Source organism: Citrobacter sp. Cpo015, assembly GCF_030333035.1.
Taxonomy (GTDB): Bacteria; Pseudomonadota; Gammaproteobacteria; order Enterobacterales; family Enterobacteriaceae; genus Citrobacter; species Citrobacter portucalensis.
The window spans coordinates 94751-109636 of sequence record NZ_JAOWGS010000034.1 but is presented as its reverse complement, the minus strand read 5'-3'; the positions used below and the strand labels follow the sequence as shown (position 1 = coordinate 109636).

Below are 14886 nucleotides of genomic sequence, written 5' to 3'. Positions count from 1 at the left end.
TACACTGGATGAATAACCAGCATCCGGAGTGAGAAGTGGTACGGCGTCAATCAGCCCCACGCCTGACATTTGAGGCAGCGGCAATCTATGAATATCCTGAACACCTGCGTCCATTTTTGAGTGCGCTTCCCACCGCGCCAGGCGTCTATCTGTTTCACAGTGAAAGCGACACTATGCCGCTCTACATTGGTAAAAGCGTCAATATTCGCAGCCGCGTGCTGGCACACCTGCGTACCGCAGACGAAGCGGCAATGCTGCGTCAGGCCAAACGCATTAGCTGGATTTGTACGGCGGGAGAAATTGGTGCCCTGCTGCTGGAAGCGCGGTTGATCAAAGAACAACAGCCGTTGTTTAATAAACGACTGCGGCGCAATCGTCAGCTTTGCGCCTTGCAGCTTACCGACCGAACTGTTCAGGTTGTCTATGCACGAGATATTGATTTCTCCCATGCACCCAATCTGTTTGGCCTGTTTGCCCATCGTCGCGCAGCGCTACAAGCGTTGCAAAACCTCGCGGATGAACAGCAGCTGTGCTACGGCCTGTTGGGGCTGGAACCCCTGAGTCGCGGGCGTGCCTGTTTTCGCTCCGCGCTTAAACGCTGCGCCGGAGCGTGCTGCGGGAAAGAGAGTCATGAAGCGCATCACTCGCGCCTGCTAGAGGCGCTGGAAAGAGTGAGAGTGATTTGCTGGCCATGGAGCAATGCCATTGCCTTGCAAGAAACCGGTGCCGAAATGACACAGTACCATATCATCAACAACTGGCTGTGGCTGGGAGCCGTTTCAACGCTGGATGAAGCGACTACCCTGGCGCGTATGCCAGCAGGCTTTGACCATGATGGCTACAAAATTCTCTGCCGGCCAGTTCTGTCTGGTCAATATGACATTATTGAACTGCATCCGGAGAATGTCCCGGCATCCAGTTAATCTCGCTGAACAGCAATTTTCCCTCGCGTTCCAGCAGTCGTAATGTGTGTTTGCCGTCATGCCAGCTCGCACCCTGGTCGGCCGTCAGCAGTTTATCGCCCAGTTGCCATGCACCACTGATAACAAACACCACGCCGCCGCGTGAACCAAAGGTCGTAAAGGTGCGATCGGCCACTCTGACTTTTGCCTGGCAAACATCTCGTCGGGTCATGATATTAAAATCCATCGACATCTGCCCTTCCGTCAGCTTTGCTTTTACCACCTTGTCACCGGCAAAGGTAAAAGGTTGATGCTGTTTCAGGGTATGCGTAAAGATGTTCGCTTCTTCCAGAGTGACTTCCCCTCCCTCCAGCAGCGTAATCACGCGCTCTACACCCGGGAAAAGTGAAAATTCACCGTTTGCTGCAATGGAGGCGATACTCGCCCGCCAGTGAAAATCTCGTGTTGCTGGCGGAAAACAGCAAATCTCACGCGTTTCTCCCGCACCATTCCGCCAGAGATTAACCGGCATTTTGCGGATATCAAAGTATTCCATCATCCCTCCAGAAAGGAGCAGCATGGCAGCCTGCCGTAAACAGACAGCCATAAATCATCATTATTATGTTCACCCTGCAGATTATTGTTATCGGCAGCAGAGTTGATTTGCCTTAGCGATGAACCCGGCATTTTGCAAAAAAGAATAACGCGCTGATCCAGGTAGAATTTTCGCGGGCTTCAGGAGAATAGCGTGTCGTGCGTCCGGTGCAATAGGCAGAAATGAAAAAACCGCCGATCCTGCCCACATCGTTATACGTGTTGTGGACAAGAGCGGCGGTCTTGAGTTTGGTTTCACACTGTGCGGCAATCAGCGCGACACAGTGTGAATGATTTAGTGTAGACTCTGATCGATTACTCGGCAGCTTCCGGCATTTTACCTTTCTGCGCTGCACGTTCTGTCAGACGCTTCTCAAAATTGGCATTAAACTGCTTTTTCTGTTCCGGGGTCAGAATGTTGTAAATTTTGTTCTGGGTTTCCATATGCGCCAGCATGTTGGCTTTGCGCTGTTCTTCCATCTTCGCAATCTGCGCTTCGGCTTTCGCTTTATCGAAGCTATCGCTGGCGATGATATCGTGCATTGCACGGCGTTCTTCCAGCGGCGGACGTTTCATCTGATCGCGCTGGCCTTTCATGATCTCGCGAATCTGCTGTTTCTGAGCGTCAGTCAGATTCAGGTCTTTAAACATCATGTCGTGATGCGGGGCAAATTTGCCGTTGTGGTGCATCATCGGTTTAGCATCCGCTGGTGCAGCTGTTGTAGTGTCAGCAGCATGAGCCAGGTTCGCAGCACCCAGCGCCAGAGTAGAGGCAACAAACAGAGCAGTCAGTTTACGCATAATTTCTATCCTTTCTTTCAGTTATTTTTACGACACTCATGCGACTCTTATGCAATGTGATGTCGTGTTGACGAGATTAACTTTACCGGCTTAAGCGTCAATTAATCAGAGCAACGGTAAAACAGTGAAAGTGTAAAAAACAAACTTTCATCAATTATGAAGAAAAAAAGAATAAATTGCGGAGAGTTGCAATAAAAAATTACAACAGGATGATTTTGAACGGATTATGAAGAACTATACCTGAACCCTGTTTATTAAGAAAGCAATTCACCAGGAATAATCCGTAATAAATAAAAACAGCACGCAAAAATAAGCCCTAAAGGATAATCCTGCAGGGCGAATATATTGATCACAACTTTTCGAGCATCAATCCGGCACGTAAACCACAGGCCACGTTAGGGTTGGGAAAGAGAACGTATTCAACATCATGGGTGACGATAAAACGTTCATCTCCGTCCTGCGCCAGCAAGGTGCCTTCTTTAAAGGGGGTAAAGTTTAGCGTCTGGTTATCCATGTGGAGAATAAAATCATTGCTACGACGCGTGATTTGCGACACCACGCGATAACGCAGCGGGGATATTTCTCTCGTCGCCCCTCGTTCACCCCGCAGCAGTTTCTCCAGTGCGTCTGCCGTTTGTGCAAACTGGGTGAGGTCGTTTTGTCCAAATGGCAGCGCTTTACCCAGTTCCAACGTACAGGCCAACGCACCAAAATGTTCCCCGCTAAAATGGGTGAACGTGCCGCCAGGCGTCTGATGGAAAACCAGCGCTTCCAGTCCCGCATCCCCCAGCCATTCAAGAAAATCCTCGTCCCAGGCAACGTTGCGTTGTGGCAATACGCCAAAGCGCAGATGCTGTGAACCGCGGATCGCGGTGTGCAGATCCAAATGCCAGCGCACAGGCTCCTTTGCGCGCGAATAAAAATCTTCAAGACACAGCTCAAGCTCGTGGGCTCGGTGCGTTTCTTCACTCGCGGTAAAAATCTGCCACCGGCCGCCAAACATACGATTCAGGTCGCTATGACAATATCGTTTTCCCGCAGCCAGCGCCTGCGGGTTTCCCAGAATCACCAGCAGCCGCCATGTCAGTGTCAGCTCGCCGCTAAACAGACTGGAAAGCAATGAATCGAGTATCTCTACCGGCGCGGTTTCATTGCCATGGATCCCCGCAGACAGCACCAGTGAATGTTCAACGGGTGCAAGCGGCGTCAGTTCCAGAATTCCGTGACCGATCCACTGCCAGTCAAAACCATGAGTGGTTCCTTGCGTTTTCTCTGGAGTGGCGCCTGCGAGCGTGATCGCCAGAAAGTTATCCATGGTGCATCCCCTCCTGCTGGAAAGGATACACTGAGCCGAGGTTGAGCAATTGCGTCAGCGTATCCAGCGCTTCACGCCCCTCGCGCAACAGCTGTGGGTCGGCAAGGTCGGCAGCGGTAAGACGATCGCGATAGTAACGGTCAACCCAGTTATTCAACGTGTTAAACAGCGTGTCGTTCATGATAACCGCCGGATTCACCGCCTGCTGTTCCTGCGGAGTGAGCACCACTCTCAGGCGCAAGCATGCCGGACCACCGCCGTTGGACATACTTTCACGCAGATCGAATACCCGCAGGTCATCGATCGGATTGTCTTCCTCGAGAAGCCGGTTCAAATACCGCCACACGCCAGCATGCTCCCGACACTCCTGCGGCAGGACCAGCATCATCGAACCGTCACTACGACTCAGCAACTGACTGTTAAACAGATAAGTGGTCACGGCATCCTGCACCGACACTTCCGCTGTCGGGACTTCCAGCGGGGTAAAACCTGCCACCTGACTGCGCAACTGCTCTAACAATGCCTGCTGTCTGACAAACGCCTGCTGATGACAAAACAGCACCTGGCGATTCGATACCGCAATCACATCGTTATGGAACACGCCAAGATCGATAACGTCCGGGTTTTGCTGAGCAAAAATGCGCTGATGTGGGTTGACCTGATTCAGTCGCGCGACCGCCTCGCTGGCCTCACGGGATTGCCTTGCCGGATAGCGCTTCGGTTGGGATGCATTGCCTTCTTCACGACCGTAAACAAACAGCTGTACGCCGGGGTCACCGTAATCGCCACCGAGGCGGTTATGGTTTGCCGCCCCTTCATCGCCAAAAAGCGCAACCTGGGGTAACGCACCGTGGACCGCAAAGCTATTCTCATCACGGAAAATCGCCCGTAACAATGCTTCGGTAGTAGGCGCTTCCAGTGAACGGTGGAACTTATTATTCAGATTCGCCACCGTTAGATGCACTTTCCCGTCCAGCGAGTCTGCCGAAGGGCAAACCGTCGCCGCATTCGCTACCCACATAGGCGATGCGGAGCTGGCACTGGAGAGCCAGTGAGGCGCCTGACGCGACACTTTCTCCAGCACCTGTTCGTCACTGCCGCTAAAACCCAACTGACGCAGAACCGGAATATAAGGCCGCTCGTGGGGCGGGATCACCGCCTGAGGAAATCCTGCATCCGCCAGTGCTTTCATCTTTAGCAGACCTTGCTTTGCCGCCAGACGCGGGTTCGACACCTGAAATCGATGTTTGGTTGAGGCCTCATTACCAAATGACAATCCAGCATAGTGGTGAGTTAGCCCCACCAAACCATCAAAATTTACCTCACGGGCTTTCATAGCTTATCCTCGCGAGAAAAATCCAGTCCCGGGCTAAGCGCCGTTGGCAGCGTTAAGGCCGGGGATTCCAGACTTGCCATCGGCCAGGCGCAATAATCTGCGGCATACCACGCGCTGGCGCGATGGTTCCCGGAAGCGCCTACACCGCCAAACGGTGCGGTACTGGCAGCGCCGGTTAACGGCTTATTCCAGTTGACGATCCCTGCCCGCGCCTCCAACAGTAGCTGTTCAAACTGGCCGCGATCGGGCGAAACTAACCCACACGACAGTCCAAAGCGGGTATTGTTCGCCATACGAATCGCATCATCAAAGCTGTCATAACGCCAGACGCCGAGCAGCGGACCGAAAACCTCTTCATCAGGTACGTTCCCCGCCCCGGTCAGTTCGATGATTCCAGGGGTCAACAGTGACGTTCCGGCATTTAACAGACGTGGCGCTAACAGCGTACGGCCACCCAACGACGCCAGACGCTGCCAGGCATCATAGACGTGTTGCGCTGCCTGTTCGGAAATTAGTCCACCCATAAATGGCTGCGGTTGTGCATCCCAGTTGCCGGGCATTAAACGCTGACTAACCTCCACCAGACGCTTCAGGAACGCATCACCCTGCGCGCCTTTTTTTACGAGCAGGCGGCGGGCACAGGTACAGCGCTGTCCGGCGGTGACAAATGCGGATTGAATAGTCAGATGCACCGCGGCATCAATATCCTCCGGATTCTCAATAATCAGCGGGTTGTTGCCCCCCATCTCCAGGGCAAGGATTTTTTCCGGCTGGCCGGATAACTGCTTATGCAGCTGATAACCGGTATTCGCACTGCCGGTAAACAGCAGGCCATCAAGGTCTTCCAGCGCACTCAGCGCCTGTCCCGTTTCACGTCCGCCCTGCACCAGATTCAGCACGCCCGGCGGCAACCCCGCCTGCTCCCACAGTTTTGTTACTGCTTCACCGGTCCACGGCGTCAACTCGCTGGGTTTGAAAATCAACGTATTGCCTGCCAGCAATGCCGGAACAATATGACCATTGGGTAAATGACCGGGGAAGTTATACGGACCAAAAACCGCCAGCACGCCGTGTGGGCGATGGCGCAACGTTGCCGCACCATCCGGTAGTTCGCTGTGCTGCTCACCGGTACGGGCATGATAAGCTTTGACGGAGATGGCGATTTTATTGATCATCGCCGTCAGTTCAGTCGCGGCTTCCCAATGAGGTTTTCCGGTTTCCTTGGCGATAATCTGAGTTAGCTCGGCTTTATTGCTTTCCAGCAATAAAGCAAACTTTTCAACAATAGTCTGGCGTGCGCTGAAAGGCTGTTTAGCCCAACCGACAAAGGCCGCGCGTGCGGCCAGGCACGCTTGCGTCACCTGCATTGCATCTGCATCATTACCGTGCCACAGCACATCACCGCTTACCGGGTTGCTTTTCACCCGACGCTCGCCCAGCCCCGTCACCCAGTCACCGTTTATCCATAGTGTCATGCTGTTTTCTCCTCTGCACAAAGACGTACAAAACGTACATGGTCGCCCGCGTGGCATTTCAGGGCATCCAGTTGCGCCGCCGTCAGTACCAGACGTTGGGTATCCGGGTCTGCGCGAACCAGCATGACGCGGAAGTTTTGATAGTTTTCATTGGCAACCAGACAGGCCGGATAATCACCGGTTGCTGGCTGACCTTCCGCCACTTCCACCAGCCTGCTTTTACGAATAGCCCGAACCCGGTCGATATCGCATTCCAGCGTTGGCCCGCCGTCGAAAATATCGACATAGTTGCGGTAGCGAAATCCTTCTTTCTCCAGCACCGCCCGCGCCGGGGCCGTTTGCGGATGCACCTGACCAATCACGCCTTGCGCTTCATCAGACAGAAAATGGGTATAAATAGGATGCTTGGGCATCAGTTCAGCAATAAAGGCTTTCTGTCCTGTTCCGCAGAGAAAATCCGCCCGGCTAAACTCCATCGAGAAAAATCGTTTGCCGAGGCTTTGCCAGAACGGAGAGTAGCCATGCTCATCGATCACGCCGCGCATCTCGGCCACGACCTTCTCATTAAATCGATCGCGAAAGGCCGCCATAAACATAAAACGCGACTTCGACAGCAAATAACCGTTGCCCTCTTTACGCCAGTCCGGATCGAGAAACAGCGTGCAAAGCTCGCTGCTACCCGTGTGATCGTTACTCAGAAACAGCGTCGGCAGCGCGTTGTACACGTTCAGCTCTTTCGACGCGTGCACCAGAGTACCGACCCGGTAGTTGTACCAGGGGTCGTTAAGCCCCACCGCCACCTCGATGGCGCAAATTCCCGCCACGGTTCCGCTGGCGCTGTCTTCAAGCACAAACACATATCCCTGCTCACTTTTTGGCAACTCACCGCGCCAGGTTTGGAGTGAACGTTCGATACGCGCCATCAGCGTAGCTTCATTCGCCGGTAGCGAGGTCAACCCGCCGCCGGTCTTACTGGCAAGCTGCATCAACGCGGTGATATCCGCGCGTTCAATGGGACGAATCACCATCATGATGAACCTCCTGCTTTAATGCGTTCGCAGGCCAGCGCAAAGCGATCCAGTCCGGTGGCGACTTCTTCTTCGCTGACGTTGAGCGCTGGCGCAAAACGCACCACGTTAGCGCCAGCGATCAGTACCATCACCCCGGCAACAGCCGCTTCTTGCGAGATGAGTTTCGCTTTCCCGGCAAATTCCGCGTTCAGCACGCAGCCGATCAGCAGTCCGAGTCCACGAATTTCACTAAACAGTCCAAAACGTTCGTTAATGGCGTTTATACGCTCCACAAACCAGTCGTGGCGCTGTTTTACTCCGTTGAGCACTTCCGGTGTATTCACAATTTCCAGCAATTTACCTGCCACCGCCGTCGCCAGCGGGTTTCCGCCGTACGTTGTACCGTGTGTACCAACCGTCATCACACTGGCGCAACGCTCTGTCGCCAGCAGTGCGCCGATGGGGAAACCACCGCCCAGCGCTTTTGCTGTCGTCAGAAGATCCGGCGTCACGGCGTAGTGCATATAGGCATACAGTTCCCCGGTACGGCCAACGCCGGTCTGAACTTCATCAAAAATCAGCAGCGCATTATGGCGATCGCATAACTCACGTAGCCCCTGCAAAAAGGCTTTTGTTGCCGGTACCACACCGCCTTCACCCTGCACAGGCTCCACGATAACCGCACAAGTAGTGTCATCAATCAGTTGGCTGGCAGAATCGAGATCGTTGTATACGGCATGACGGATATCCGGCGGCAGCGGCGCGAAATCCTGTGAGTAGGCAGGCTGTCCTCCGGCGCTGACGGTAAACAGCGTGCGTCCATGGAAAGCATTTTTAAACGCTACAATCCCGCTCTTCTGACTGCCAAAACGATCGTGGGCATATTTACGCGCCAGTTTTAGTGCCGCTTCGTTGGCTTCTGCACCGGAGTTACAGAAGAAAATGCGCTCGGCGAAGGTGGCGTCAATCAGCTTTTTCGCCAGACGCAGTACCGGCTCGTTGGTGTAGCCATTTCCCGTATGCCAGAATTTGCTCGCCTGGTCGTTTAATGCCTCGCGCAATGCCGGGTGGGCGTGACCCAGCGCGTTAACCGCAATGCCTCCCGCGAAATCGATATACTCTTTACCCTGCTGATCCCACAGACGTGAACCTTCACCCCGCACCGGAATAAAAGGGGCCGGAGCATATACGGGCATCATCCATTCATCAAAATTTTCACGCGTAATTGACAGAGACATAGCGACCTCAACGGTAAATAAAAGGTTACTTATATGTTAATAAATATAGTGTTTGCGGTGTAAATGTAGATTGCAGGGTTCGTGCCAGCCAGCGAAAAAAGTGCATAAACGGAGGTCGATGACGAAATATCAACAGGTTACAACGTGGCGATATTCACTGCATGTGCATATAAAGTGAATATGTTTGCGCATCAGGCGACTAAACAGAGGAAAAAACGCAGTTTTATTCAGTCGCCAAATATAATTCTGGAATTGTGATCGTATACGAAATTTTTCGGAAATTATTGCTCCATTCCGACGCACTTCGCGCCAAAACGGTGCAGTTTTTGCTCCATCGTTAACACCATTAGCAATCATTGTTGGAATCAGGTGACAAGAAGCAGTCAGCCTGCAGAAATTCTGCTACCATCCTTGCACTATTCATCTTGCAAAGTGGCAGCGACTATGAAATTTGTCTCTTTTAATATCAACGGCCTGCGTGCCCGTCCCCATCAACTGGCAGCCATTGTCGAAAAACACCAACCGGATGTTATTGGCTTACAGGAGACAAAAGTCCACGACGATATGTTCCCTCTCGAAGAGGTAGCAAAGCTCGGTTACAACGTCTTTTATCACGGCCAGAAAGGTCATTACGGCGTGGCGCTGTTAACGAAAGAAACGCCAATTGCGGTACGTCGTGGCTTCCCGGGCGATGACGAAGAAGCGCAGCGTCGGATCATCATGGCAGAAATTCCGTCCCCTCTGGGCAGCATCACGGTGATCAACGGCTACTTCCCGCAAGGAGAAAGCCGTGACCATGAAACCAAATTCCCGGCCAAGGCCGCGTTTTATCAGAACCTGCAAAACTATCTGGAGACTGAACTGAAACGCGACAATCCGGTATTGATTATGGGCGATATGAATATCAGCCCAACCGATCTCGATATCGGCATCGGCGAAGAAAACCGTAAACGCTGGCTGCGTACCGGTAAATGTTCCTTCCTGCCGGAGGAGCGTGAGTGGATGGAACGCCTGCTGGGCTGGGGTCTGGTGGATACCTTCCGTCACGCAAATCCTGAAAAGAATGACCAGTTCTCATGGTTTGATTATCGCTCAAAAGGCTTTGACGATAACCGCGGCCTGCGTATCGATCTGCTGCTGGCGAGCAACCCGCTGGCGGAACGCTGCGAAGAAACCGGCATCGACTATGAAATTCGCAGCATGGAAAAACCGTCCGACCATGCGCCTGTATGGGCTAAATTCCGCGTCTGACCTTCTGCGTCTTTTTACTCTCCAGGCCCGGCCTGGAGAGTCTGTTTATTCTGTGCAAAATCAATAAAGTGACGGTAATACATTGTTACGGCCGGGAATTTATTATATCTTCGCGCGCGCTTTTCGCTGACGAAAATGCTCCATTGCACTCGGTTTTACAGGAGAAACCCCATGAAAAAGAAGTTCGCATAAAGCAGAATACCGGCTGCTGATTGTCGCGGTCCTGTTCTGCGTTCTGGCGGGAGTTTTCCATCATTATGGTCTGAGCGACCTGATAACCAATTTCCATCATTTACAAGACGTCATCCGCCAAAGCGGTATGTTCGGCTATACGCTTTATATCCTGCTGTTTATTGTTGCTGCGCTGTGTCTGATCCCCGGCAGCATCCTGGTGATCGTCGGCGGTGTGCTGTTTGGCCCCGTGGCTGGGACGCTTATCTCGTTAGTGGCAGCAACCGTGGCCTCAGCGCTGTCGTTTTTGCTGGCTCGATGGCTTGGACGGGATCTACTACTGAAATACGTTGGGCACACGGCAACGTTTCAGGCTATCGAAAAAGGCATTGCCCATAGCGGAGTAGACTTTCTAATCCTGACCCGGCTCGTGCCGCTGTTCCCCTATAATATTCAAAATTACGCCTATGGGCTGACGGCCATTCCGTTCTGGTCATTTACCGTAATATCGGCACTTACCACCTTACCCGGCATCTTTATCTATACGCTGATGTCGCATGAACTCGCCAGCGAAGGCATTACCCTGGTATTCATCGGTAAGCTCAGCGTGGCAGGGCTGGCGTTATTCACCCTCGTTCAGGCAGCCAAAGCCTGGGCCCGATATAAGCATACCGATCCGTCAGCCAACCATGAGTGTACGGGTAAATGATAAAACGGAATAAAGCGCGGCTGACTCGCTATTACCGGGCGGGTTTGATTGCTCTGCTACTGCTCGGGCTAATGGCATGGGCATGGATACCTGGCGTGAGTGATTTTCTCCACGGCAGCCTGGCAGCATTTACCACACTCGATCAGCATGCTCTTGAGAACTTTATTCGTTCTTATGGAACCCAGGCGGCAGTGGTGTCGTTCTTCCTGATGATCTTACAGGCCATCGTTGCACCGCTTCCTGCGTTTGTGATCACGTTTGCCAATGCCTCGCTGTTTGGCGCATTTTGGGGCGGCGTACTATCCTGGAGCAGCGCAATGGCAGGTGCGGCGCTGTGCTTTTTTATTGCCCGCATTTTAGGTCGCGGTGCGGTGGAAAAGCTGACCGGAAAAACGGTGCTGAACAATATGGACGCTTTTTTCGAGCGCTATGGTAAGCACACTATTCTGGTCTGCCGCCTGTTACCTTTTGTGCCGTTCGACCCGGTAAGCTACGCGGCTGGCCTGACCTCAATTCGTTTTCGCCATTTTTTCATCGCCACCGGCATCGGACAGTTACCCGCCACTATCGTCTACTCATGGGCGGGAAGCCTGTTAACCGGCGGCACATTTTGGTTTGTGACGGGTCTGTTTGTCCTGTTTGCCCTAAGCGTGGTGATATCGATAGCGAGAAGCCTTTATCTTGAGCGCCAACGGAAAAAAAGCTGAGACCTTCCCCCATTTTTAGCCATGGAGATATTATGCGTTACTGCTTATTGTGTCTGAGTTTGTTGCTCTGCCCGCTGGCGACGTTTGCCCAGGACGCCAGCTGGCAACAAATCAAAAATGACGCCCGTGGTCAAACGGTGTGGTTCAACGCCTGGGGTGGCGACAATGCAGTTAACCAGTATCTCGACTGGGTTAGCGGCGAGATGAAAACGCACTACGACATTAACCTGAAAATCGTGCGCCTGGCAGACGCCGCCGATGCCGTAAAACGCATCCAGACGGAAGCGGCATCCGGGCGAAAAACCGGCGGCTCTGTCGATTTACTGTGGGTTAACGGCGAAAACTTCCGTACGCTAAAAGAAGCCGGGCTGCTGCAAACCCAGTGGGCACAATCGCTGCCTAACTGGCGCTATGTTGATACACAAAAACCGGTGACCGAAGATTTCTCCGTTCCAACAGATGGGGCTGAATCACCGTGGGGCGGTGCCCAACTCACCTTTATTGCCCGGCGCGATCTCACCGCGCAGCCGCCGTTATCTCCGCAGGCACTTCTTGAATTTGCGCAGGCGCACCCTGGCACGGTGACCTATCCACGCCCGCCAGACTTTACCGGAACTGCTTTTCTTGAGCAGTTGCTAATTTCGCTCACCACCAAACCACAGGCATTGAAAGTTGCGCCAGATGCAGCGACATTTGCCGAAGTTACCGCGCCATTGTGGCAGTATCTTGATACCTTGCATCCTGTACTTTGGCGTGAAGGCAAAGATTTTCCTCCCACGCCAGCACGAATGGATGCACTGCTCAATAGCGGCACCCTGTGTTTATCATTGACCTTTAACCCTGCCCACGCGCAGCAAAAAGTGGCGAGCGGCGAATTGCCTAAAAGCAGCTACAGTTTTGGTTTCTCACAGGGCATGCTCGGCAACGTGCACTTTGTTGCCATTCCGGCGAATGCCCACTCCAGTGCCGGAGCAAAAGTCGTGGCAAACTTCCTGCTTTCTCCTGAAGCACAACTGCGCAAAGCTGACCCGGCTATCTGGGGAGATCCTTCGGTGCTTGATCCACAAAAATTGCCTGACGAACAGCGTGATGCGCTGCTGGCGCGGATCCCACAGGGGCTCCCTGCCGTGTTGCCAGAACCGCATGCAGCCTGGGTAAACGCTCTGGAACAAGAATGGCTACGCCGCTACGGTACGCATTAATTCTGCTACTCTGGGCCATCATGGCGGCAGTTTATCTGCCGTTGGCGCCAGCGGCATGGTCTCTGATAACACTGGCGCTTAGTACCACACACTGGCTGGCGCTCTTTGCCGATCCTCAACTCCCGCAGGCGTTACTGGCAACGCTGGTTTCCGTCGGCCTCGCGGCTGGGGGCGCGCTGATTATCGCGCTGCTGGCGATCCTCGCCTTGTGGCCCGGCGCAGGCTGGGTACGTCTGTATACGCGTCTTCCGTGGCTGCTGGCAATTCCACACGTTGCCTTCGCCACGAGCGTGCTGTTGGTTTTTGCTGAAGGCGGCATACTTTGGCAATGGCTCCCGCTCCTCAGCCCACAGCCGGACCGCTACGGCATTGGACTTGGCGTAACGCTGGCGGTGAAAGAGAGCGCTTTTTTGTTATGGATTCTCTCGGCCCTGCTGAGTGAAAAACAACTTTCTCAGCAGGTTATCGTATTGGATTCGCTGGGTTACAGCCGACTGCAATGCCTGAACTGGCTGGTTCTGCCCGCTATTGGTCCGGCATTAGGTAAAGCTATGCTGGCGATTGTTGCCTGGTCACTCTCCGTTGTTGATGTGGCAATCGTTCTTGGCCCCGGCAATCCGCCAACGCTTGCCGTATTGAGCTGGCAGTGGCTCAGTCAGGGCGACGTCGAACAGCAGGCGAAAGGCGCACTTGCCAGTCTGTTGCTGGTGCTGTTACTCCTTGTTAGCGCGCTGGTGGGTTATCTGCTCTGGCGTACCTGGCGACATACTATTCCGGCAGTAAACGGTGAACGCCAGCATTTTTCATCTATGACAATCGTACGCCCGCTGGTACAGATTTTGCCCGTCAGCGGTGTGGTATGCGCGCTGGTGCTGGCGCTTATCGCCAGCTATTCCTCGCTAAACAGCGAGGCGCTCAGCAACAGCCTGCAACTGGGGCTCCTTTCCAGCGTGCTGGCGCTTCTGATACTTTTTGCCTGGCTGGAATGGGGTCCACAAACCGGACACCGCTGGGTCTGGCTACCGCTCATTTTGCCTGCGCTACCGCTGGTAACCGGACAATATCTGCTGGCGTTATATGCCGAACAAGATGGACTGATGACGACCATTATCTGGGGCCACCTGCTGTGGGTGATGCCCTGGATGCTATTTGTGCTTAAACCGGCGTGGCAGCGCATTGACCAACGATTAATTTTGATTGCGCAAACCCTGGGCTGGACGCGGTGGCGGATATTCTGGCTGGTGAAATGCCCGCAGCTGGCGCGCCCGGCATTGATTGCCTTCGCGGTTGGCTTCTCGGTTAGTATCGCCCAGTATATGCCAACGCTGTGGCTAGGTGCCGGACGCTATCCCACGTTAACCACCGAAGCGGTGGCATTAAGCAGCGGCGGTAGCAGTGCGATTCTGGCAACACAAGCGTTGTGGCAGCTGCTTTTACCACTGCTCGTTTTCGCACTTGCAGCCTTTCTCGCCGCGTGGATCGGCCGCTTTCGACAAGGACTCCGCTAATGCTTACCGTACGAGGCGTTTCGTTGTACCAGGGCGCGAAAGCGCTGGTGAAAGACGTTAATTTTCAGGTTAACAAAAGTGACATTGTCACAATTATGGGGCCTTCCGGCAGCGGGAAATCTTCGCTGTTTTCATGGATGATCGGGGCGTTATCTCCCCAGTTCCAGGCCTCAGGCAAACTTTGGCTTAATGAACGACGCATCGATACGTTACCTACCACGCAGCGCCAGATTGGCATTTTGTTCCAGGATGCGCTGCTGTTTGACCATTTCAGCGTTGGGCAGAATTTACTGCTAGCCTTACCCGCCAGCCTGCAAGGTCCCGCCAGACGCCATGAGATTGAATGCGCTCTCGCGCGCGCTGACCTGGCAGGTTTTTATTCGCGCGATCCGGCGTCACTCTCCGGCGGACAACGCTCACGTGTCGCCCTGCTCCGCGCACTACTGGCGCAGCCCCAGGCGCTGTTACTTGATGAACCCTTTAGCAGGCTGGATGCGTCGCTACGCGATAACTTTCGCCAATGGGTCTTCACCGAGGTGCGTAAGCTGGGGATCCCGGTGGTACAGGTGACCCATGACGCGCAGGACGTTCCGCCTGCAGGCCACGTATTTCAGATGGAAAACTGGGCGTGAATGTGGCGATATGCTGCGTTAACGCAAGGTTTTTA

The 14886-nt window shown here is 53.7% G+C and carries 14 protein-coding genes; 7 read left to right on the top strand and 7 right to left on the bottom strand.

Going from position 1 to position 14886, the window contains the following annotated elements; all coding sequences use genetic code 11:
• Window positions 1-35 precede the first annotated feature (35 nt).
• Window positions 36-923: an excinuclease Cho gene (cho, locus tag OGY67_RS13760; protein ID WP_286574063.1), complete on the top strand. Its 888-nt coding sequence runs from the start codon at window positions 36-38 to the stop codon at window positions 921-923.
• Here cho and ves read toward each other — a convergent pair.
• The 7 genes from ves to astC form a co-directional block, all read right to left on the bottom strand.
• Window positions 883-1458: an environmental stress-induced protein Ves gene (gene ves, locus OGY67_RS13755; RefSeq protein ID WP_032943147.1), complete on the bottom strand. Its 576-nt coding sequence runs from the start codon at window positions 1456-1458 to the stop codon at window positions 883-885. The two genes, cho and ves, sit on opposite strands and share 41 nt — an antisense overlap.
• Before the next feature lie 353 nt (window positions 1459-1811).
• On the bottom strand, window positions 1812-2297 hold the full coding sequence (gene spy / locus OGY67_RS13750) for an ATP-independent periplasmic protein-refolding chaperone Spy (protein WP_003832537.1): 486 nt from the start codon (window positions 2295-2297) through the stop codon (window positions 1812-1814).
• 349 nt (window positions 2298-2646) lie between these two features.
• Entirely contained in the window at window positions 2647-3612 is a 966-nt protein-coding gene (gene astE, locus OGY67_RS13745) for a succinylglutamate desuccinylase (RefSeq protein WP_125362991.1), read from the bottom strand.
• Window positions 3605-4948: an N-succinylarginine dihydrolase gene (astB, locus tag OGY67_RS13740; protein WP_008784556.1), complete on the bottom strand. Its 1344-nt coding sequence runs from the start codon at window positions 4946-4948 to the stop codon at window positions 3605-3607. Before astB ends, astE begins: the two co-directional genes overlap by 8 nt.
• Window positions 4945-6423, bottom strand: a complete 1479-nt coding sequence (astD, locus tag OGY67_RS13735) for a succinylglutamate-semialdehyde dehydrogenase (RefSeq protein WP_286574062.1) — start codon at window positions 6421-6423, stop codon at window positions 4945-4947. The genes astB and astD overlap by 4 nt, the downstream gene beginning before the upstream one ends.
• Window positions 6420-7454: an arginine N-succinyltransferase gene (gene astA / locus OGY67_RS13730; RefSeq protein WP_048214344.1), complete on the bottom strand. Its 1035-nt coding sequence runs from the start codon at window positions 7452-7454 to the stop codon at window positions 6420-6422. The genes astD and astA overlap by 4 nt, the downstream gene beginning before the upstream one ends.
• Complete coding sequence (gene astC / locus OGY67_RS13725; protein ID WP_048235516.1) at window positions 7451-8671, bottom strand: succinylornithine/acetylornithine transaminase; 1221 nt, start codon at window positions 8669-8671, stop codon at window positions 7451-7453. The genes astA and astC overlap by 4 nt, the downstream gene beginning before the upstream one ends.
• A 444-nt stretch (window positions 8672-9115) precedes the next feature.
• Between astC and xthA the strand changes: the two genes are divergently transcribed.
• The 6 genes from xthA to OGY67_RS13695 all read left to right on the top strand — a co-directional run bounded on the left by xthA (window position 9116) and on the right by OGY67_RS13695 (window position 14851).
• Window positions 9116-9922 carry an exodeoxyribonuclease III gene (xthA, locus tag OGY67_RS13720; protein WP_048214346.1) on the top strand — a complete coding sequence of 269 codons (807 nt, stop codon included), beginning with the start codon at window positions 9116-9118 and terminating at the stop codon, window positions 9920-9922.
• Between the two features lie 223 nt (window positions 9923-10145).
• Window positions 10146-10802 carry a TVP38/TMEM64 family protein gene (locus tag OGY67_RS13715; protein ID WP_286574071.1) on the top strand — a complete coding sequence of 219 codons (657 nt, stop codon included), beginning with the start codon at window positions 10146-10148 and terminating at the stop codon, window positions 10800-10802.
• Complete coding sequence (locus tag OGY67_RS13710) at window positions 10799-11509, top strand: TVP38/TMEM64 family protein (protein ID WP_103014593.1); 711 nt, start codon at window positions 10799-10801, stop codon at window positions 11507-11509. Before OGY67_RS13715 ends, OGY67_RS13710 begins: the two co-directional genes overlap by 4 nt.
• Window positions 11510-11541: 32 nt before the next feature.
• A complete protein-coding gene (locus OGY67_RS13705) occupies window positions 11542-12711 on the top strand; it encodes an ABC transporter substrate-binding protein (RefSeq protein ID WP_286574061.1) in 1170 nt (389 codons plus the stop codon).
• Window positions 12684-14219, top strand: coding sequence for an ABC transporter permease family protein (locus OGY67_RS13700; protein ID WP_286574060.1), 1536 nt, complete (start codon window positions 12684-12686; stop codon window positions 14217-14219). The genes OGY67_RS13705 and OGY67_RS13700 overlap by 28 nt, the downstream gene beginning before the upstream one ends.
• The gene (locus OGY67_RS13695) at window positions 14219-14851 is read left to right on the top strand and encodes an ATP-binding cassette domain-containing protein (protein WP_286574059.1); all 633 of its coding nucleotides are present in this window, start codon (window positions 14219-14221) and stop codon (window positions 14849-14851) included. Before OGY67_RS13700 ends, OGY67_RS13695 begins: the two co-directional genes overlap by 1 nt.
• Window positions 14852-14886: the final 35 nt, after the last annotated feature.